This window comes from Cobetia sp. BMC6 (assembly GCF_029991385.1).
In the GTDB taxonomy this organism is placed as follows: Bacteria; Pseudomonadota; Gammaproteobacteria; order Pseudomonadales; family Halomonadaceae; genus Cobetia.
In genome coordinates this window covers 25,369-46,632 of record NZ_JAKUMF010000004.1, presented here as the reverse complement: position 1 = coordinate 46,632, position 21,264 = coordinate 25,369, and the positions used below count along the sequence as shown (strand labels likewise).

General features: G+C 61.8%; 17 protein-coding genes and 2 tRNA genes. 18 read left to right on the top strand and 1 reads right to left on the bottom strand.

Annotated features, from left to right (window positions below; translation table 11 throughout):
• The first annotated feature begins 42 nt into the window (after positions 1-42).
• The 3 genes from carB (at position 43) to MKZ40_RS09695 (ending at position 4,324) form a co-directional block, all read left to right on the top strand.
• Positions 43-3,273 (top strand): carbamoyl-phosphate synthase large subunit, encoded by a 3,231-nt coding sequence (gene carB, locus MKZ40_RS09705; protein WP_175089036.1) that lies wholly within the window; start codon positions 43-45, stop codon positions 3,271-3,273.
• The gene (gene greA / locus MKZ40_RS09700) at positions 3,270-3,746 is read left to right on the top strand and encodes a transcription elongation factor GreA (protein WP_043333374.1); all 477 of its coding nucleotides are present in this window, start codon (positions 3,270-3,272) and stop codon (positions 3,744-3,746) included. Before carB ends, greA begins: the two co-directional genes overlap by 4 nt.
• A gap of 125 nt (positions 3,747-3,871) precedes the next feature.
• Complete coding sequence (locus tag MKZ40_RS09695; RefSeq protein WP_175089037.1) at positions 3,872-4,324, top strand: hypothetical protein; 453 nt, start codon at positions 3,872-3,874, stop codon at positions 4,322-4,324.
• A 106-nt stretch (positions 4,325-4,430) separates the two neighbouring features.
• On the opposite strand, the gene yhbY is transcribed toward MKZ40_RS09695, so the two are convergent.
• Positions 4,431-4,745: a ribosome assembly RNA-binding protein YhbY gene (yhbY, locus tag MKZ40_RS09690; protein WP_043333380.1), complete on the bottom strand. Its 315-nt coding sequence runs from the start codon at positions 4,743-4,745 to the stop codon at positions 4,431-4,433.
• Positions 4,746-5,024: 279 nt separating this feature from the next.
• On the opposite strand from yhbY, the gene rlmE reads away from it, so the two are divergent.
• The 15 genes from rlmE to pnp all read left to right on the top strand — a co-directional run bounded on the left by rlmE (position 5,025) and on the right by pnp (position 21,220).
• On the top strand, positions 5,025-5,648 hold the full coding sequence (rlmE, locus tag MKZ40_RS09685; protein WP_225347478.1) for a 23S rRNA (uridine(2552)-2'-O)-methyltransferase RlmE: 624 nt from the start codon (positions 5,025-5,027) through the stop codon (positions 5,646-5,648).
• A 483-nt stretch (positions 5,649-6,131) separates the two neighbouring features.
• Entirely contained in the window at positions 6,132-8,123 is a 1,992-nt protein-coding gene (ftsH, locus tag MKZ40_RS09680; protein WP_175089038.1) for an ATP-dependent zinc metalloprotease FtsH, read from the top strand.
• A 517-nt stretch (positions 8,124-8,640) separates the two neighbouring features.
• Entirely contained in the window at positions 8,641-9,432 is a 792-nt protein-coding gene (gene folP / locus MKZ40_RS09675) for a dihydropteroate synthase (protein WP_175089079.1), read from the top strand.
• Positions 9,429-10,778: a phosphoglucosamine mutase gene (gene glmM, locus MKZ40_RS09670; protein WP_043333386.1), complete on the top strand. Its 1,350-nt coding sequence runs from the start codon at positions 9,429-9,431 to the stop codon at positions 10,776-10,778. The genes folP and glmM overlap by 4 nt, the downstream gene beginning before the upstream one ends.
• Positions 10,779-10,993: 215 nt before the next feature.
• Complete coding sequence (tpiA, locus tag MKZ40_RS09665; protein ID WP_175089039.1) at positions 10,994-11,740, top strand: triose-phosphate isomerase; 747 nt, start codon at positions 10,994-10,996, stop codon at positions 11,738-11,740.
• Between the two features lie 5 nt (positions 11,741-11,745).
• A complete protein-coding gene (secG, locus tag MKZ40_RS09660; protein WP_043333391.1) occupies positions 11,746-12,132 on the top strand; it encodes a preprotein translocase subunit SecG in 387 nt (128 codons plus the stop codon).
• A gap of 62 nt (positions 12,133-12,194) precedes the next feature.
• A tRNA-Leu gene (locus tag MKZ40_RS09655) sits at positions 12,195-12,281 on the top strand.
• Positions 12,282-12,384: 103 nt separating this feature from the next.
• Positions 12,385-12,461: transfer RNA gene (locus tag MKZ40_RS09650), tRNA-Met, on the top strand.
• Positions 12,462-12,584: 123 nt separating this feature from the next.
• Positions 12,585-13,043, top strand: a complete 459-nt coding sequence (gene rimP, locus MKZ40_RS09645) for a ribosome maturation factor RimP (RefSeq protein ID WP_175089040.1) — start codon at positions 12,585-12,587, stop codon at positions 13,041-13,043.
• A 76-nt stretch (positions 13,044-13,119) separates the two neighbouring features.
• On the top strand, positions 13,120-14,613 hold the full coding sequence (nusA, locus tag MKZ40_RS09640) for a transcription termination factor NusA (protein ID WP_054556444.1): 1,494 nt from the start codon (positions 13,120-13,122) through the stop codon (positions 14,611-14,613).
• A 28-nt stretch (positions 14,614-14,641) separates the two neighbouring features.
• The gene (gene infB / locus MKZ40_RS09635) at positions 14,642-17,080 is read left to right on the top strand and encodes a translation initiation factor IF-2 (protein WP_175089041.1); all 2,439 of its coding nucleotides are present in this window, start codon (positions 14,642-14,644) and stop codon (positions 17,078-17,080) included.
• A 27-nt stretch (positions 17,081-17,107) separates the two neighbouring features.
• The gene (gene rbfA / locus MKZ40_RS09630) at positions 17,108-17,533 is read left to right on the top strand and encodes a 30S ribosome-binding factor RbfA (protein WP_043333400.1); all 426 of its coding nucleotides are present in this window, start codon (positions 17,108-17,110) and stop codon (positions 17,531-17,533) included.
• Positions 17,533-18,462, top strand: a complete 930-nt coding sequence (gene truB / locus MKZ40_RS09625; RefSeq protein ID WP_175089042.1) for a tRNA pseudouridine(55) synthase TruB — start codon at positions 17,533-17,535, stop codon at positions 18,460-18,462. Before rbfA ends, truB begins: the two co-directional genes overlap by 1 nt.
• Positions 18,463-18,560: 98 nt before the next feature.
• Positions 18,561-18,830, top strand: a complete 270-nt coding sequence (rpsO, locus tag MKZ40_RS09620) for a 30S ribosomal protein S15 (protein ID WP_065392421.1) — start codon at positions 18,561-18,563, stop codon at positions 18,828-18,830.
• Between the two features lie 248 nt (positions 18,831-19,078).
• On the top strand, positions 19,079-21,220 hold the full coding sequence (gene pnp / locus MKZ40_RS09615) for a polyribonucleotide nucleotidyltransferase (RefSeq protein WP_175089043.1): 2,142 nt from the start codon (positions 19,079-19,081) through the stop codon (positions 21,218-21,220).
• The last annotated feature ends 44 nt before the right edge of the window (positions 21,221-21,264 follow it).

Below are 21,264 nucleotides of genomic sequence, written 5' to 3'. Positions count from 1 at the left end.
TCCATCGTTGAGTTCAGTCACCAGATCATTGCGGGAAGAGACATGCCTAAACGTACAGACCTGAAAAGCATCCTGATCATCGGCGCCGGCCCCATCGTCATCGGCCAGGCGTGCGAGTTCGACTATTCCGGCGCACAGGCCTGCAAGGCCCTGCGTGAAGAGGGTTACCGGGTCATCCTGGTCAACTCCAACCCGGCAACCATCATGACCGACCCGGTGATGGCCGATGCGACCTACATCGAGCCGATCACCTGGGAAGCCGTGGCGCGCATCATCGAGAAGGAACGCCCGGATGCTGTCCTGCCGACCATGGGCGGCCAGACCGCGCTGAACTGTGCACTGGCACTGGAGCGCGAAGGCGTGCTCGAGCAGTACGGCGTCGAGATGATCGGTGCCAACGCCGACACCATCGACAAGGCCGAAGACCGTGATCGCTTCGACAAGGCGATGAAGAAGATCGGTCTGGCGTGCCCGAAGGCCAAGGTCGCGCACTCCATGGAAGAAGCCTGGGAAATCCAGGCCGAGCTGGGCTTCCCGTCCATCATCCGCCCCAGCTTCACCATGGGCGGTTCCGGCGGCGGCGTGGCGTACAACCGTGAAGAATTCGAAGAGATCTGCCATCGCGGCTTCGAGCTGTCGCCGACCCGCGAGCTGTTGATCGACGAGTCGCTGCTGGGCTGGAAGGAATACGAGATGGAGGTCGTTCGTGACAAGAACGACAACTGCATCATCGTCTGCGCCATCGAGAACTTCGATCCGATGGGTGTGCACACCGGTGACTCCATCACCGTCGCCCCGGCCCAGACTCTGACCGACAAGGAATACCAGCTGATGCGTGATGCGTCGCTGGCCGTTCTGCGCGAGATCGGCGTCGAGACCGGCGGCTCCAACGTCCAGTTCGGCATCTGCCCGGACACTGGCCGCATGGTCGTGATCGAGATGAATCCGCGCGTGTCGCGTTCCTCGGCACTGGCTTCCAAGGCGACCGGCTTCCCGATCGCCAAGATCGCCGCCAAGCTGGCCGTCGGCTACACCCTGGATGAGCTGCAGAACGACATCACCGGTGGCAAGACGCCGGCGTCATTCGAGCCGTCCATCGATTACGTCGTCACCAAGATTCCGCGCTTCACCTTCGAGAAATTCCCGCAGGCCAATGACCGCCTGACCACGCAGATGAAGTCGGTCGGCGAAGTCATGGCCATCGGCCGTACCTTCCAGGAATCCCTGCAGAAGGCGCTGCGTGGCATGGAGACCGGCGTTGACGGTCTCGATCCGATCGTCGAGAACTTCAGCGACGAGAACATGGCGCGCATCAAGGGCGAGCTGCAGGCCGCTGGTGCCGAGCGTATCTTCTACATCGCCGATGCCATGCGTGCCGGCCTCGATATCGAAGAGATCTTCCGTCTCACCAACATCGACCGCTGGTACCTGGTGCAGCTGGCCGACCTGATCGCCCAGGAAGGCGCAGTGGCCGCAAGCTCGCTGGGCGAGATGGACGCCGATCGTCTGTTCCGCCTCAAGCGCAAGGGCTTCAGCGATGCGCGCCTGGCGCGTCTGATGGGCGTGTCCGAGAAGGCCTTCCGCAAGCACCGTCAGAAGCAGGGCATCCGTCCGGTCTACAAGCGCGTCGACACTTGCGCGGCCGAATTCGCGTCCGACACCGCCTACATGTACTCCACCTATGAGGAAGAGTGCGAGGCGGAAGTCAGCGACAAGAAGAAGATCATGGTGCTGGGTGGCGGGCCGAACCGTATCGGTCAGGGCATCGAGTTCGACTACTGCTGTGTCCACGCCTCCCTCGCCATGCGCGCGGACGGCTACGAGACCATCATGGTCAACTGCAATCCGGAAACGGTCTCGACCGACTACGACACTTCCGATCGCCTCTACTTCGAGCCGGTCACCCTGGAAGACGTGCTGGAGATCGCCGACAAGGAACAGCCGGTCGGTGTCATCGTCCAGTTCGGCGGCCAGACGCCGCTGAAGCTGGCGCGTGAGCTCGAAGCCGCCGGTGTGCCGATCATCGGTACCACGCCGGACGCCATCGACCGCGCCGAAGACCGCGAGCGTTTCCAGCAGATGATCGAGAAGCTCGATCTGATCCAGCCGGAAAACGCCACCGCGCGCAGCTTTGAGGAAGCCTTCGTCAAGGCCGAGGTCATCGGTTACCCGCTGGTGGTGCGCCCGAGCTACGTGCTGGGCGGTCGCGCGATGGAAATCGTCTACTCCGCCGCCGAGCTCGAGAACTACATGACCCACGCGGTCAAGGTCTCCAATGACTCGCCGGTGCTGCTGGACCACTTCCTGAACGCGGCCATCGAAGTCGACATCGATGCGGTGTCCGACGGCAAGCAGGTCGTGATCGGCGCCATCATGCAGCACATCGAGCAGGCCGGTATCCACTCCGGTGACTCCGCGTGCGCCCTGCCGCCGTACTCGCTGCCGGCAGACGTCCAGGAAGAGATGCGCGAGCAGGTCAAGCGCATGGCACTGGAACTCAACGTCGTCGGCCTGATGAACGTGCAGCTGGCCTGGCAGGATGGCGTGATCTACGTCATCGAGGTCAATCCGCGCGCTTCACGTACCGTGCCGTTCGTCTCCAAGTGCATCGGCCAGTCGCTGGCGCAGATCGCCGCACGCTGCATGGCTGGCCAGACCCTGGAAGAGACCGGTTTCACCCAGGAAATCGTGCCGACCTTCTACAGTGTGAAGGAAGCGGTGCTGCCGTTCGCCAAGTTCCCGGGGGTCGACCCGATCCTGTCGCCGGAAATGAAGTCCACCGGCGAAGTGATGGGCTCTGGCGATACCTTCGCGGAAGCCTTCTACAAGGCGCAGCTGGGTGCCGGTGAAGCCATACCGACCCTGACTGGCGACCGCAAGGCCTTCCTGTCCGTGCGTGAGTTCGACAAGGCGGGCGTTATCGAGGTAGCCCGCTCTCTGGTAACATTAGGCTTTACGCTTTGTGCTACCCGTGGCACGGCAGAGGTGATCGCCGCTGCCGGCCTCGAGGTTGAACCCGTCAACAAGGTGTTCGAAGGGCGGCCGCATATCGTCGACATGATCAAGAACGGCGAGATCGCCTATATCGTCAACACCACAGAGGGACGTCAGGCCATCAATGACTCGTCCGTGATCCGTCGCACGGCGCTGGCACACAAGGTGCCCTACGCCACGACGCTGGCGGGAGCCAATGCCGTGTGCATGGCGCTTGCCTACGGCAACGACGTCAAGGTCCGTCGTCTCCAGGATATGCATGCAGGAGTCATGATATGAGTAGAAGTCCGATGACCGTCGAAGGCGAAGACCGCCTTCGCAAGGAGCTCGAGCACCTAAAGGGCACTGAGCGTCCCCGGGTCATCGCTGACATCGCGGAAGCCCGTGAGCACGGCGATCTCAAGGAGAATGCCGAGTACCACGCCGCGCGTGAACAGCAGGGTTTCATCGAGGGTCGTATCCAGGAGATCGAGTCCAAGCTCTCCATGTCCCAGGTGATCGACGTCACCAAGTTGCCGAAGACCGGCAAGGTGATCTTCGGCACCACGGTCGACCTGATGAACCTCGATGACGATAGCGAAGTGCGCTACCGCATCGTTGGCGAAGATGAAGCCAGCATCAAGGACGGCAAGATCTCCGTCACCTCTCCGATCGCGCGTGCGCTGATCGGCAAGGAAGAAGGGGATGTCGTGGTCGTGCGTACCCCGGGTGGCGATGTGGAGTATGAAATCTCCGAAGTGCATCACATCTGAAGCACGTCACATCTGAAGTGCATCGTCTCTGATTCGTCAGATCCTGATGTCGTGACAGCCCTGCCGGTCATCCCGGCAGGGCTGTTTTTTTGCCTGCGGGCACGAAAACCTTCAGGGAGGGAGTGATGGAAGTACAGGGAAGTCAGCCGGAAAAGCGCATCATGGCAACCTCCATGGTGGCCATCTTCATGGTGCTCGGGTTCATGCTGTTCGGGGTGGCTTATGTGGCCTCCCAGTCGTTTGCCTATCGGTACACCGGGGACTCGGTGCTGTTGACGCCATCATTGCTCCTGGGGAGTGCCCTGTTGGCGAGGGGAGTTTTCCACCTGGTGATGCCGCTGGCGCACTTCGGAGATCAGGCGCTTTATCTGCGGCCGTCACCACTCATGGGGTGTCGCAAGATCGATTATGAGCTGATCGATGATTTCACCTTCGACAAGAAGACGCTGGTCATCAAGTATCGCGATGCCGGTAACGGTGATGGGGAGTCCAGGCAGACGACACTCAAGCGTCATCAGGTCACCCAGCGGGCGCTGGACGACATCACCTTCGAGCTGAATCAGCGCGTCAGGTCGTGATTGTCAGCAACAGAAAACAGAAACGCCGCCCTCGATGAGGGCGGCGTTTCTGTCTGCGGCAGGCGTGGCGTGCGAGGTGAGCCTCGTCAGGCCTGGGCCTGGCGGCTTACTTCTCGCTGAAGCGCTGTACGTTCGACAGCTTCGGCTTGGCCTGCGGGTTCCGGCGATACAGTAGAGCGATCTTGCCGATGCTCTGGATCAGGGTCGCGCCGGTTTCGCTGCACAGGTGGCGAGCCACCTCGCCGCGCGCTTCGCGATCGTTGATCGCCAGCTTCAGCTTGATCAGTTCGTGATCGTGGAGTGCGCGCTCCAGTTCGGTCACGACGCCTTCGGAAAGGCCGTTTTCCGAGACGGTGACGATCGGGTCAAGATGGTGCCCGATGCTGCGAAATGCTTTCTTTTGTGACTGTGACAAGCTCATGGTATCGTAAAGTTTCCCTGTTGGCGTCCGATGGGAGCGGGGAGCGTAGCGAAAGACAGGGTCGACTCCAGGGCTTGAAATCCAGGGGTGTGAACCCGTCTGTTGCGCAGGCAATGTCTGTGCCCGCGGGCGGAACCGCGCGCAGGACCCGCCATTCTACTCCATGACGACGCTCATGACACGACCCGTGCGCAAGCTCGCCACGCCTTTCGTGTCGTCGTTATCCCCCGCGCTATCTCCCGCCAGTATTCGATTTTCCCCGACATTCCAGGTGACAACGTGGCTCACCCCAGCAAGAGCAGTGCTGGCTGGATGAAGGAACACTTTGATGACGCCTATGTCCAGCGCAGCTGGGCCGACGGTTATCGTTCCCGTGCCAGCTACAAACTGATTGAAATCGATGACAAGGACCGCCTGCTCAAGCCGGGCGCCACCGTCATTGACCTCGGCGCAGCCCCCGGTGGCTGGAGCCAGATCGCCGCGGACCGCGTCGGCATGGAAGGCGTGGTCATCGCCTCCGACATTCTCGAGATGGACGCCCTGGCCGGGGTCGACTTCATTCAGGGCGACTTCACCGAAGAGGCCGTGCTGAACCAGATTCTGGCCACCTTGGGCGACCGCCCGGTGGACCTTGTGATCTCCGACATGGCGCCCAACATGAGCGGCATGAGCGCGATCGATCAGCCTGCCGGCATGTACCTGGTCGAGCTGGCGCTGGATCTGGCGCGCCAGACTCTCAAGCCGGGCGGCAATTTCCTGGTCAAGGTCTTCCAGGGCGAGGGCTTCGATGCCTACCTGAAGGACATGCGCGGCAGCTTCAAGAAGGTCGTGACCCGCAAGCCGGAAGCGTCGCGTGCTCGCTCACGCGAAGTCTATCTGCTGGGGCAGGGCTTCAAGGGTTGACGGTAAGTGTCCTTGTCCGGCGCTGCATGCGGCAGGCATCGGCTCGCGGTGGCGAGATTCCCACGTTGCTGGTCGCATGCTTCATCGCGGGTTAAGGCGAGCCATGCGATGCTCGTCCAAGCTGGTGCCAATGTGTCCGGGCGAATCACTGGCGCTGGCTGATGCAGGCTGTCTATCGGCGCAATAGTCCATTGTCGGGCTTTAAGCAATGGTTGCCAGCCCCCATCTGGTGTAGTGTCGATATCATTGGGTCTTGAGTACGATGGGCCAGTGACAGTTCGGTGGGTTTCAATGCCTTACCGATGCTGGCAGGCAAGTAGCACAATGCACGGCAAGCTTTGAGTGACTCGGTAGGGCGAAGTGGCGCGTTGCGCTGACTTGATACCCCGCAGGCACGATCAGATAGCATGGCAGGCCACCACAAGACGGCAGTCGGAGTATTCACGGCATGCCAAGACAGATTCATGCAATGAGGGTGTCCCCTTGAACGACATGGCGAAGAACCTGATTCTCTGGTTGATCATCGCAGCAGTGCTGCTGACGGTGTTCAACAACTTCAGCGTCGATACCTCGCCGCAGGCGATGAACTATTCACAGTTCGTCCAGCAGGTGCAGAACGACCGGATCAAGAGTGTGACCATCGATGGTTACACCATTGAGGGTGAGCGGGCCGATGGCTCCAGCTTCACCACCATCCGGCCGGCGGCGTCCGACCCCAAGCTGATGGATGACCTGCTTGCCAACAAGGTGGAGGTCATCGGCAAGAAGCCTGAGCAGCAGTCGCTGTGGACACGCCTGTTGATTGCCAGCTTCCCGATTCTGATCATTCTGGCCATCTTCATGTTCTTCATGCGCCAGATGCAGGGTGGCGGTGCCGGCAAGGGTGGCCCGATGAGCTTCGGCAAGTCCAAGGCCAAGCTGCTGAGCCAGGACCAGATCAAGACCACCTTCAGCGACGTCGCAGGCTGTGACGAAGCGAAGGAAGAGGTCGAGGAACTGGTCGACTTCCTCAAGGACCCCAGCAAGTTCCAGCGTCTTGGTGGTCAGATCCCACGTGGCGTCTTGATGGTAGGCCCGCCGGGTACCGGTAAGACTCTGCTCGCCAAGGCGATCGCCGGTGAGGCCAAGGTGCCGTTCTTCAGCATCTCCGGCTCTGACTTCGTCGAGATGTTCGTCGGTGTCGGTGCCTCTCGTGTGCGTGACATGTTCGAGCAGGCCAAGAAGCAGGCGCCGTGCATCATCTTCATCGATGAGATCGACGCCGTCGGCCGTCACCGTGGCTCCGGCATGGGCGGTGGTCACGATGAGCGTGAGCAGACACTGAACCAGCTGCTGGTCGAGATGGATGGCTTCGAGGCGAACGATGGCATCATCGTCATCGCCGCGACCAACCGTCCTGACGTGCTTGACCCTGCGCTGCTGCGCCCGGGCCGCTTTGACCGTCAGGTGACCGTTGCACTGCCGGACATCCGTGGTCGCGAGCACATCCTCGGCGTGCACCTGCGCAAGGTGCCGATGGGCGACGACGTCGTGCCGGTCAACATTGCACGTGGTACGCCGGGGTTCTCCGGTGCTGACCTGGCCAACCTGGTCAATGAAGCCGCCCTGTTCGCCGCGCGTCGCAACAAGCGTCTGGTCGGCATGGAAGAGCTGGAGCTGGCCAAGGACAAGATCATGATGGGCGCCGAGCGCAAGTCGATGGTCATGTCCGAGAAGGAGAAGCGCAACACGGCCTATCACGAGTCTGGCCACGCCATCATCGGTCTGGTGATGCCCGAGCATGATCCGGTCTACAAGGTGTCGATCATTCCGCGCGGTCGTGCGCTGGGTGTGACGATGTTCCTGCCGGAAGAGGATCGCTACAGCTACTCGCGCCAGCAGATCATCAGTCAGATCTGCTCGCTGTTCGGTGGTCGTATCGCCGAAGAGATGACGCTGGGCCCGAATGGTGTCACCACCGGTGCGTCCAACGACATCAAGCGTGCTACCGAGCTTGCCCACAACATGGTCGCCAAGTGGGGTCTCTCCAGCGAGATGGGCCCGATCATGTACGACGAGGACGAGTCCCATCAGTTCCTCGGTGGTCCGGGTCAGGGTGGTGGCAAGCTGAAGTCTGGCGACACCACCTCGCGTCTCGACAAGGAAGTGCGTCGTATCATCGACGAGTGCTACGCCAAGGCGCAGCAGATCCTGGAAGAGAATCGCGACAAGCTGGATGCGATGACCGAAGCGCTGATGACCTACGAGACCATCGATGCCGAGCAGTTGGCGGACATCATGGCAGGTCGTACTCCGCGTCCGCCGAAAGACTGGGGTGGCCCGGCAAGCGGCGGTGACGGTGGCCTGGTGGCCCCGGTTGCCGACACTCCGAAGGCGGAAGCTCCCAAGGCGGATGATGACGCTGATGGCAGTGAAGATGACGACAGCAACCGCCGTCGCCCGTCTGACCCGCTGGGTGGTCCGAGCGGTCATTGATGTAGGCCTGATCTAGGCCTGATCTAGGCATAAGGGGCGCCCGATATCGCATGCGATGTCTGAGCCTCAGAAAGGAAAAACGCCCGACTGGCTTGCCAGTCGGGCGTTTTCTTGTCTGCAGCAGTGGTGGCCTGTGCCGCTGCAGCAATGACGCTGGTGAAGTTAAGGTGCTGCTGATGAGTTGCCTACGCCGTGGCGTGGCGGCGTCGACTCATGTCTCTGCACGGGCATTGTCAGCGCCATGATGAGCGTGGGGTGAAAGGTCTGAGCCAATGGCGTTGCCATCTGCTGACGCCCCGTGTGGCGGCCATTCCACGCCTTGCGCGCCATGGGCTGGCTCTTTAAAGTGGTGCGCAATCATTTCTGACCGGGCTGCGAAGACACCTTCGTGCCCCTCTCGCCTGCATGGAATGCCATGACGAATTCTGCCTTGAGTACGCCTCTAGAGCCTCGAGTGGGCCATCTGATGTCGCTGGAGTGTGGTGGACACCTTCTCGATCTTTCGCGTCCGCGGGTGATGGGGATTCTCAACGTGACCCCGGACTCCTTCTCGGATGGCGGTCGCAGCGCGACACTGGACGCCGCGCTGCGCAATGCCGAGCAGATGCTGGCTGATGGTGCCGCGATGATCGATGTCGGCGGTGAGTCGACACGCCCCGGGGCGACGCCGGTCAGTACCGAAGAAGAGCTTGAGCGGGTCTGCCCGGTGGTGGAGCGGCTGGTGAGCGAGCTGGGCGCGTTGGTGAGCATCGATACCAGCAACCCGCAAGTCATGCGCGAGACCGCACAGCTGGGGGCCGGCATGATCAATGACGTGCGTGCGCTGAATCGAGACGGCGCGCTCGAGGCTGCCGCTGACAGCGGGCTGCCCGTCTGTCTGATGCACATGCGCGGCGAGCCGGACACCATGCAGCAGGATACGCATTATGCTCAGTCCATCGAGCAGGAAGTCCGGACGTTTCTGGCGGCGCGCATCGCGGCCTGTGAGGCGGCAGGCATCGCGCGTGAGCGACTGTTGCTGGACCCCGGTTTCGGCTTCGGCAAGTCACTGCAAGACAATCTGCGCCTGTATCACCGCATGGCGCAGTTGCATGAATTCAACCTCCCGCTGCTGATCGGCACCTCACGCAAGAGCATGATCGGCAATGCCCTCGGGCGCGCGGTAGAGGATCGCTTGGCTGGTAACCTCTCGCTGACGGCATTGGCCGTTCGTGACGGGGCCAGGCTGTTTCGCGTTCACGACGTGGCCCCGACTGTCGACGCTGTCGATATGGCATGGGCCGTGCTACAGGAAGGCACGATACGATGAGTCGACGTTATTTTGGTACGGATGGTATTCGCGGCACGGTTGGGGAATTCCCCATCACGCCAGACTTCATGCTCAAGCTGGGCTGGGCGGCAGGGCGCGTATTCGCCCGTCACGGCCGCGGCAAGGTATTGATCGGCAAGGACACGCGCATTTCGGGCTACATGTTCGAATCCGCGCTCGAGTCCGGCCTTTCGGCAGCAGGTGTCGATGTTTCCCTGCTCGGCCCGATGCCGACACCGGGGATCGCCTATCTGACGCGCACCTTCCGCGCCGATGCCGGTATCGTCATCTCGGCCTCCCACAACGCCTATCCGGACAACGGCATCAAGTTCTTCTCCGCAGCCGGCACCAAGTTGGATGATGCGCTGGAAGCCGAGATCGAAGCCGAGCTGGACCGCGATATCGTGATCGTCGGCCCGGATAGCTTGGGCAAGGCGTCACGCATCCAGGATGCGGCCGGCCGCTATATCGAATTCTGCAAGTCCACGCTGCCGGGCCGTCTGGGTCTGCACGGCATGAAGGTGGTGCTGGATTGCGCGCATGGTGCGACCTATCACATCGCGCCAAACGTCTTCCGTGAGCTGGGTGCCAAGGTCAGCGTCATCGGCGGTGAGCCGGATGGCCTCAACATCAATCAGGGCGTCGGCTCCACGCACCCGCAGGCGCTGCGCGCAGCTGTCATCGAGCAGGGCGCCGATCTGGGCGTGGCCTTCGATGGGGATGGTGACCGCCTGATCTTGGTCGATGCCGATGGCCGTGTCATCGATGGTGACGACATCCTCTACATGATCGCGCGTGACCGTCACGAGCGCGGTGTGCTGGGCGGCGGTGTCGTCGGCACCCTGATGTCCAACTTCGGTCTGGCGGCGGCGCTGGAAGGTCTGGGAATCCCCTTCGAGCGTGCCAAGGTCGGTGATCGCTACGTCATCGAGCGTCTGGAAGCCAACGGCTGGCAGCTGGGCGGCGAATCCTCCGGTCACATCGTCTGCAGCCATATCCAGAGCACCGGTGATGGCATCGTCTCGGCGCTGCAGGTGCTGGCGATCATGGCGCGTGAAGAGTGCTCGCTCAGTGAATTGCTGGTCGGCTTCGAAAAGGCTCCGCAGGCGCTGATCAATGTGCGTCTGGCGCCGGGCTGCGACAACAAGGCGCTGATGGCGGCGGACGCCGTGCAGGCCGCGGTGGTCGAAGTGGAGCAGACGCTGGGCAATGAAGGGCGCGTGCTGCTGCGTCCCAGCGGTACGGAACCGCTGATTCGCGTCATGGTCGAAGGCCGTCCGCACTTCGATGTCGATGCGCTGGCGGGCCAGATCGCCGCGACGGTCGAATCCAGCATGTCGGCGTGATGCGCTGACAAGGCAGCTCGCCGGGGTGACGGTTCACGTCGCCGAGCGGTCGGGTTGCGCAGGACGACAACAGGCGCCGAGTGCGCCTGTTGTCGTTTCTGGCAGTTGCCCCGAGCCTGATCGTGCCGGATCACGGGGCTTGACAGGGGTCGCGAAGGTTGTCAGTCAAGGGCGGCTCCATTACCATCCTCGCACTGCTCACAAGGGAGAAGCACATGCGTACACCGCTGATTGCCGGAAACTGGAAGATGAATGGTGATCTTGCCTTGGTCGATGAGTTTGCCCGGGGCCTGCAGGCGGCTGAGCTGCCGCAGGGCATTCAGGTGGCGCTGGCAGTGCCTTTCCCTTATCTGAGCGCCGCTCGCGCGAGCATGCCTGTGAGCGTGGCGCTGGCGGGGCAGACGCTGAACCCGGCGAGCGAGGGTGCCTTTACCGGCGAAGTGGCGGGTCAGATGCTCAAGGATGTCGGTGCCGCGATGGTGCTGGTCGGGCACTCGGAGCGTCGAAGCCTGTATGCTGAAGACGATGCGGCGGTGCTGGCGCGTGTCGAGGCGGCGCTTGCCGCTGGCCTCACACCGGTGCTGTGCGTCGGTGAGACGCTCGAGGAGCGTGAAGCCGGTGACACGGAGCGTGTCGTGCTGGGACAGCTGGAGGCGGTGTTCTCCGCGCTCTCCGCCGATGAGCGCACGCGTCTGGTCGTCGCCTATGAGCCCGTCTGGGCCATCGGTACCGGGCGCACCGCCTCGCCCCAGCAGGCGCAGGAGGTCCATGCGGCCATTCGCGCGCGCCTGGCCGAGTGGTCTTCCTCGCTCGCCGAGGCAATGCAATTGTTGTACGGCGGTAGCATGAAAGCTGCCAATGCCGCCGAGCTGCTTGCGCAGCCGGATATCGACGGCGGTCTCGTGGGCGGTGCCTCGCTCCAGATCGACGAATTCCTAGCCATTTGCCAGTCTGCAGGTTGAATCTCATGCAAGTAGCCGTTCTGATGGTCCATGTGGTACTCGCGGTCGCGCTGATCGTGCTCGTCCTTCTCCAGCAGGGCAAGGGTGCCGAAGCTGGCGCTGCCTTTGGTGGCGGTGGTGCTTCCCAGACCGTTTTCGGGTCCAGCGGTAGCGGCAACTTCCTCGCGCGCTTCACGGGTGTTCTGGCCGCGGGCTTCTTCGCGACCTCTCTGACACTGGCCTGGTTCGCATCCAATGCCAACCAGCCGTCAGTCGAAGCGGGCATTCCGAATGCCAGCGTGATCGAGCAGCAGAAAAATTCACTGCCATCACTTGACGACTCCGAGGAAAGTGTGGAGAATACGTCGCCAGTGCTTGAGGAAAGCGGCAACGCAGACCAGCCAGCACTCTAAGGAATTCAAGGCGTTGACTTTGAATTCTTCCGGGTAACGTCTCAGGCGATACCCGCCCCCGTGCCGAAGTGGTGGAATTGGTAGACACGCTATCTTGAGGGGGTAGTGACCTTACGGTCGTGGGGGTTCAAGTCCCCCCTTCGGCACCATCTTGTTAGATCGATTGGCAGTCTGGACGCAACTCTGCCACCTTGGAAAGACGTCATTCCTTGACCTCCTTTTTCGGTGACATTACCATCGTCCGACTATTGTTGCGGGGTGGAGCAGTCTGGTAGCTCGTCGGGCTCATAACCCGAAGGTCATCGGTTCAAATCCGGTCCCCGCTACCAAGTTTCTTGAAAGGCCCCTTCCTATGAAGGGGCTTTTTGTTAGCACCAGTGCCAATCAGCCACCTAGCTCTCTTCTCTACTCCCGGTCAGGTGCCTGATGCAACTGCTGTAGGAGCCTCGTCTGTGTCAACCAAGGACGCTGCGCTTAACGCGCTTATCGATCCAGTCGTCTCTGCTCTGGGCTTCGAGCTCTGGGGTATCGACTATCTCTCCCAAGGCAAGCAGTCCCGTCTGGTGATCTATATCGACCATCCCGATGGCATTACCGTGGACAACTGCGCAAGCGTCAGTCGTCAGGTAGGTGCCGTACTGGATGTCGAGGACCCCATTACCGGTCAGTTCCAGCTTGAAGTCTCGTCTCCAGGCATGGATCGTCCGTTGTTCACGCTTGACCAGTACGAGCGCTACATCGGTCACGTGGTGGCACTGCGACTTCGCCAGGCCTTCGATGGCCAGCGCAAGTTCCAGGGGCTGGTGACTGGCACCGAAGACGGTGATGTCGTGATCCGGGTCGATGAAGAAGAATACTGCTTTCCCATTGAAAGCATCGACCAGGCACGCATTGTGCCGCAGTTCAAATAACTGACGTTGTCGGCACACCGCTCGCGTTGCGAGCCCGGGTCGATGCGCAAGGACAGGTTTCTGGCGAGGCAAAGTCATGAGCAAAGAGATTCTGCTGGTCGTTGACGCCATCTCCAACGAGAAAGGCGTGCCGCGGGATGTGATTTTCGAAGCCGTCGAAGCGGCATTGGCTTCGGCGTCACGCAAGCGTTTCGATCAGGAAGAGGCGGATATCCGCGTCAAGATCGATCGTGTCACCGGTGATTACGCGACCTACCGTCGCTGGACCGTCGTCGAAGACGACGAGTTCGAGACGCCGGACTACGAGATCAAGGCCAGCATCGCCGAACAGCGCGAAGAGCCGCTGGCGCTGGGTGCCGTGGTCGAGAAGCAGATCGAATCCGAAGCGTTCGGTCGCATCGCGGCACAGACCGCCAAGCAGGTCATCGTGCAGAAGGTGCGCGAGGCCGAGCGTGCGGAAGTGGTGCGTCTTTACGCCGAGCGTGAAGGTGAGCTGGTCGCGGGTATCGTCAAGAAGACGACACGTGATGGCCTCATCATCGATCTGGGCGACAACGCCGAAGGCTTCCTGCCGCGCGGTGAGATGATTCACGGCGAGCGCTACCGCTTGAACGAGCGGGTTCGTGCCCTGCTGTGGAAAGTCGACGCGGATGCTCGTGGTTCTCAGCTGATCCTGTCGCGTACGCGTCCTGAGCTGATCATCGAGCTGTTCAAGATCGAAGTCCCGGAAATCGCCGAGCAGCTGATCGAGATCAAGGGGGCTGCCCGTGACCCGGGTTCGCGCGCCAAGATCGCGGTCAAGAGCAACGACAAGCGCATCGATCCGATCGGTGCCTGTGTCGGCATGCGTGGTTCACGCGTGCAGGCCGTGTCCAATGAACTGCGTAACGAACGCGTGGATATCATCCTGTGGGATGACAATCCTGCCCAGCTCGTCATCAACGCCATGGCGCCGGCAGATGTCGGTTCCATTCTGGTCGACGAAGACACCCATTCCATGGATGTCGCTGTCGCTGCGGACAACCTGGCCCAGGCCATCGGTCGCAGCGGTCAGAACGTTCGTCTGGCCAGTGAGCTGACCGGTTGGCAGCTCAACGTCATGACCGAGGCGGAAGCCGAGGGCAAGCGCGAGCAGGAAATCGACAGTTTTGTCGAATATTTCATCACTCATCTCGAGATTGAAGAGGATCTAGCCCGTGTCCTGGTGGACGAGGGCTTCACCTCACTCGAGGAAATCGCCTATGTCCCGCTCGAGGAAATGCTCGAGGTCGAGGGCTTTGACCAGGATCTGGTCGAGGAGCTGCGCGCTCGGGCCAAGGATGAACTGCTGAATCTCGCCATCGCCACTGAAGAGCAACTGGACGGCGCACAGCCGGCCGAAGACCTGCTCAACATGGAAGGCATGGAGAGTCATCTGGCATACATCCTGGCCAGCAAGGGTATCGTCACCATGGAAGACCTTGCTGAGCAGGCCATCGATGATCTGAAAGACATCGAAGGCGTCGACGAAGAGCGAGCAGCGGCGTTGATCATGACCGCCCGCGCGCCCTGGTTCGCAAGCGAACAGTAACTAGGTCACGGGCTCAGGAGGGTCGTACATGTCAGAAATGACAGTCAAAGAATTCGCCAAGAAGGTGGGCCGCGAGTCAGCCCGCCTACTGGAACAGATGCATGAAGCGGGTCTGAAGCACAAGTCAGAGAACGACGCCGTCTCTGAGGTCGACAAGCAGAAGCTGCTTGATCACCTCACCAAGAGCCACGGTGGTGGCGCGGCTCCGGCAGCGCCCAAGAATCGCATTACCCTGACCCGCAAGACCAAGTCTCGCATCAACACAGGTGGTGGTCGCGGCAAGTCCATCGAGGTGCAGGTGCGCAAGAAGCGTACCTACGTCAAAGAGGGCGAAGAGCAGGCTGCAGAAGCGCCGGCGGCTGCTGCACCGGCAGCTGCCGTTGCGGACAAGCCGGCTGCGGCACCGCAGCGCGAAGAGCGTCGTGGCAATGACAACCGTCGCGAAGAGCGTCCTCGTCAGAGTGCACCGGCTGCTGCGCCGGCCGCCGACGCTGCGCCGGAAGTCAATGCGCCGCCGAAGGAGCCGCGTGGTGATGCACCGCGTCGCGCCAAGGCTGCGCCGCGTGATGAATCACGTGATCGTCGCGAAGCCCGTGAAGACCGTAGTGAACGCAAGCGTGGCGGGGCCAAGAAGGTCAAGCGCGCCGAGCGTCGCGGTGGTCGTCGTGGTGGCCGTGATGCCAACCGTCAGCCGCCGAAGCCGGTCCAGACCTTCGTCCGTGAAGTCTCCATCCCTGAGTCCATCTCAGTGGCAGACCTCGCCGACAAGATGGCCGTCAAGGCGTCTGAAGTGATCAAGACCATGTTCAACATGGGCGCTGCGGTCACCATCAACCAGACGATCGATCAGGAAACCGCGACCATCGTGGTCGAGGAAATGGGTCACACGCCCAAGCTGATCAAGGATGACGCACTCGAGACAGCCGTTCTCGAAGGCATCTCCTACGAAGGTGAGCAGATCACCCGCGCGCCGGTTGTCACCGTCATGGGTCACGTCGACCACGGCAAGACCTCGCTGCTGGATTACATCCGTCGCACCAAGGTCGCCACAGGTGAAGCGGGTGGTATCACCCAGCACATCGGTGCCTACCACGTCGAGCACGACAACGGTGACATCACCTTCCTGGATACCCCGGGCCACGCGGCGTTCACCGCCATGCGTGCTCGTGGTGCCAAGGCGACCGACGTCGTCATCCTGGTGGTGGCTGCCGATGACGGCGTGATGCCGCAGACCATCGAGGCTGTCGAGCACTCCAAGGCCGCGGGTGTCCCGATGGTCGTGGCGGTGAACAAGATCGACAAGCCGGGTGCTGATCCGGACCGCGTCAAGAATGAGCTGTCCCAGCACGGTGTCATCTCCGAGGAATGGGGGGGTGATACCCAGTTCGTCCACGTTTCCGCCAAGACCGGCGAGAACATCGACGCGCTGCTCGAAGGTGTCCTGCTGGTTTCTGAGGTTCTCGAACTTCAGGCCGTGCCGTCCGCGCCGGGCAAGGGCGTCGTGGTCGAGTCCCGTCTCGACAAGGGCCGTGGTCCGGTCGCGACCGTGCTGGTCCAGAACGGTACGCTGAAGAAGGGCGATATCGTCCTCGCCGGCCTGCATTACGGCCGTGTGCGTGCGCTGATCAACGAACTCGGCAAGCAGGTCGATTCCGCGGGCCCGGCCATGCCGGTCGAGATCCAGGGGCTGGGTGGCACGCCGGACGCCGGTGAAGAGTTCACCGTGGTACCGGACGAGAAGAAGGCACGTGAAGTCGCCAACTTCCGTCAGGGCAAGTACCGCGAAGTGCGCCTGGCACGTCAGCAGAAGGCCAAGCTGGAGAACATGTTCTCCCAGATGGGCCAGGACGAAGTCGCCAAGGTCAACGTCGTCCTCAAGGCCGACGTGCAGGGGTCTCTGGAAGCCATTCGTGGCGCGCTGGAAGAACTCTCCACCGAAGAAGTCAAGGTGGCCGTGGTCTCTTCCGGTGTCGGTGGCATCACCGGTACCGATGCCAACCTGGCACTCGCTTCCGAAGCGATCCTGGTCGGCTTCAACGTCCGTGCTGACGCCTCCGCGCGTGAGATCGTCGAGCGTGAAGGTCTGGATCTGCGCTACTACAGCGTCATCTATCAGCTGATCGACGAGGTCAAGCTGGCCATGACTGGCATGCTGGCACCGGAATTCCGCGAGCAGATCGTCGGTGTTGCCGAAGTGCGTGATGTCTTCAAGGCACCGAAGATCGGCGCGATCGCCGGTTGCATGGTCGTCGAAGGCACCATGTACCGCTCCAAGCGCATCCGCGTGCTGCGTGACAACGTGGTCATCTATGAAGGCGAGCTGGAATCCCTGCGTCGCTTCAAGGATGACGTCAACGAAGTCCGCAACGGCATGGAATGTGGTATCGGCGTCAAGAACTACAACGACGTGCAGGTTGGCGACAAGATCGAGGTGTTCGACCAGATCCAGGTCGAGCGCACGCTCTGATAGCGCCCCTGCAAGGAGAGATCACGGATGCGTGAATACAGCCGTACTGACCGCGTGGCGGACCAGATCCAGCAAGAGCTCGCGCTGTTGATTCAGCGCGAGGTCAAGGACCCGCGCCTTGGTATGCTGACGGTCAGCGCCGCCAAGGTCAGCCGCGACCTGTCCTACTCCGATGTCTACGTGACCCTGCTGGGTGACGACAGCCCGGAACGCATCAAGGAGAACCTCGCCGTGCTCAAGCGCGCGGCAGGTTTCCTGCGCTCCCAGCTGGCGCGCACCATTCAGCTGCGTCATGTACCGGAACTGCGCTTCCATTACGATGAGAGCGTCGTTCGTGGCCATCACCTGTCCTCACTGATCAACGATGCGGTCGCCGACGATCGCAAGCGCAGTGCAGAACGTGGTGATGACGACAGCGAAGACGGTGCCCCGGGCACCACGCCGGACGCCTGATGGGCCGTCGTCGTCGCGGCTTGCCGATCGATGGCGTACTGTTGCTGGACAAGCCCAAGGGCATGTCCAGCAACTATGCGCTTCAGAAGGCTCGTCGCCTCTACCAGGCACAGAAGGCCGGTCATACCGGCACGCTCGACCCGATGGCGACAGGCCTGTTGCCGGTCTGCTTCGGGGAAGCGACCAAGTTCTCCTCGCATCTTCTTGAGGCAGACAAGGTCTATCGGGCACGGGTCAAGTTTGGCCAGGTCACCGATACCGGTGATGCGGAAGGTACGGTGATTCGCGAGCGGGAGATTCCCGAGATTGCGCAGGCCGAGCTGGACGCGGTGCTGGACAGGTTCCGTGGCGAGATAGATCAGGTGCCGCCGATGTACTCCGCGCTCAAGCACCAGGGACGTCCGCTCTATGAGCTGGCGCGCCAGGGGGTTGAAATCGAGCGTGCAGTTCGTCGCGTTACCATCTACAATATGTCGCTTCTTGCGCGGCACTCCGATGGCATCGAGATCGAAGTGGCGGTCAGCAAGGGTACCTACATACGCAGTCTGGCCGAGGATATCGGCGAGGCGCTGGGCTGTGGAGCCCACCTCACGGCACTGCGTCGTCTCAAGACGGGCCCGTTCACGGGTGATGCCATGCTGGATTTCGAGCGCCTCGAAGCGCTGGCTGATCAGCAGGCACGTGAAGGCGTTCTGTTACCTGTCGACATCCTGCTCGATCATCTCCCGCGTCTCGACATCACTGCCGGGATGGCGCGGATGATTTTGCGTGGTCAGCAGGCCGAAACGACGACAGGATCGCTGGAAGTGGATTCCCTGGCTCGTGTGTATCAGGACCAGCAGTTGCTCGGGCTGGTCCGGATTGCGGCGGAGGGCGTCATCGCTCCTCGCCGACTGCTCAGTTCTGCCGTCGAGGCGGCGGCTGGGTGAGCTGATTGCGGCCTCGCCGCAAGCCGCATGAAGACTGCAAATATGCGTGGTCTTCGACATTTCCAATCTATCAAGCATATTGCTTACTGGAGAGACAGATGGCACTTACCGCTGAGAAGAAGGCTGAGATCGTTTCCGAATTCGGCCGTGGCGAGAACGACACCGGTTCCCCGGAAGTTCAGGTTGCTCTGCTGAGCGCCAACATTGATGGCCTGCAGGGTCACTTCAAGGCCAACAAGCAGGATCACCACTCCCGTCGTGGTCTGATCCGCATGGTCAACCAGCGCCGCAAGCTGCTTGACTACCTCAAGCGCAAGGACTTCGAGCGTTACACCGCTCTGATCCAGCGTCTGGGTCTGCGTCGCTAATCAGCGATGTTGCCGCCATGCACTTCGGTGCATGGCGGGCCCCCGGTGGGCACAGGAAAACCGACACTGCCTGCGGGCGGTGTCGGTTTTTTTGTGCCTGATACCGAGGTGATCCGGGCTTCAGATCAGAGGCTCGACCCGCGCTGCAGCCCGCTTGTCGCGTGGGATCAACCCGCTTTTCATTGCCTGTGGCGCGCTTTACCATGAGCGCCTGGCATCGATGACTATCAGATTAAAGGACATGCGCCGTGAACCCGGTAACGCACAGCTTCCAGTACGGTAATGACACCATCACCCTCGAGACCGGCCGCATCGCGCGTCAGGCGACCGGTAGCGTGATGGTGACCATGGGCAATACCTCGGTGTTGTGCACCGTGGTGGCCAAGGCGTCGCCGAAACCCGGCCAGTCCTTCTTCCCGTTGTCGGTCCATTATCAGGAGAAGGCCTACGCGGCGGGGCGTATCCCCGGCGGCTTCCTCAAGCGCGAAGGGCGTCCCACCGAGAAGGAAACCCTGACCTCACGCTTGATCGACCGTCCGATGCGCCCGCTGTTTCCCGAAGGCTTCATGAATGAGGTGCAGGTGGTCTGCACGGTGATGTCGGCGGAGCGCAATGTCGACCCGGACATCGCGGCACTGCTCGGCACCTCAGCAGCGCTTTGCATCTCCGGTGTGCCCTTCGCTGGCCCCGTGGGTGCGGCGCGCGTCGGCTTCAGCGAGCAGCGCGGCTACTTCCTGAATCCCGGCTACAGCGAACTGGCGCATTCCGAGCTGGACATGGTGGTGGCGGGCACCGAGAAGGCCGTGTTGATGGTCGAATCCGAAGCCCAGGAGCTGCTGGAAGACGAGATGCTCGGCGCCGTGCTCTATGGCCATCACGAGATGCAGAAAGCCATCACGGGGATCGAGACGTTCGCCGCCAAGGTCAATCGTCCCAAGTGGGCGTGGGTGCCGCAGAAACTCGACCGCGTGCTGGTCGAGGCGCTGGAGCAGAGCTTCGCCACCCAGATCGGTGATGCCTATCGCCTGAGTGACAAGATGGCGCGGCAGGACAGTCTGTCGGCGCTCAAGGCGCAGGCCATCGACCTGCTGGGCGCCGAGGATGATGCGCGCTTCAGTGTCGAGGCTGTCGCCACGGCTTTCGCGGCGCTCGAGAAGCGTATCGTGCGTCAGCGCGTGATCGCCGGCGAGCCGCGTATCGATGGTCGTGATACCCGCACCGTGCGACCGCTGGACATGGCGGTGGGCGTGTTGCCCAAGGCGCATGGCTCGGCGCTGTTCACCCGCGGTGAGACCCAGGCGATCGCCACTGCCACCCTGGGGACCACGCGCGACTCACAGCTGATCGAAGGGCTGTCCGGCGAGAAGCAGGACCGCTTCATGCTGCACTACAACTTCCCGCCCTACTGCGTCGGCGAGACGGGCTTCATCGGCGCGCCCAAGCGGCGTGAGATCGGCCATGGGCGTCTGGCGCGTCGGGGCATCGAATCCATGCTGCCGTCGTTGCAGGCCTTCCCCTACGCGATCCGTGTCGTCTCCGAGATCACCGAATCCAATGGTTCGAGCTCGATGGCATCCGTCTGTGGGGCCTCTCTTGCGCTGATGGATGCCGGTGTGCCGCTCAAGGCACCGGTCGCGGGTATCGCCATGGGATTGGTCAAGGACGACAATGGCGTCGCGATACTGACCGATATCCTCGGCGATGAGGACCACCTCGGCGACATGGACTTCAAGGTCGCGGGGACCGCCGAAGGCGTTACCGCGCTGCAGATGGACATCAAGATCGAGGGGATCGACGAGGAGATTCTTGAGCAGGCGCTGGAACAGGCCCTCGAGGCACGTCTGACCATCCTCGCGCAGATGAATGAGGTACTGGCCGCCAGTCGCCAGGAAGTCTCGGACAATGCCCCGGCGATGCTGTCCCTCAAGATCGCCCCCAACAAGGTGCGTGACGTGATCGGCAAGGGCGGCTCCACCATCCGCAAGATCTGTGAAGAGACCGGCGCCAATGTCGATCTCGACGATGATGGCAGCGTGCGCATCTATGCTGAGCACAAGGCGCAGGCTCAGGCGGCTGCCAAATACGTCGAGGGCATCATTGCCGAGGCTGAGATCGGCAAGCTCTATGCCGGCAAGGTGGCGCGCATCGCCGACTTCGGTGCCTTCATCACCTTCATGCCGGGCACCGATGGTCTGCTGCACATCTCGCAGATCGTCGAGGAGCGGGTCAATGACGTACGTGACTACCTCAACGAAGGCGATGAGGTGGTGGTCAAGGTGCTCGACATCGACAACCGCAATCGCGTCAAGCTGTCGCTGAAAGAGATCAGCGAAGAAGAGAAGGCGGCCTTTGCCGCTGCTCAGGCTGAAGAGGCCGTCGCCCAGGACTGACCGATCGTCGCGGATCGTCCCCGCCCCGGTCTTGCCTGCTCTGC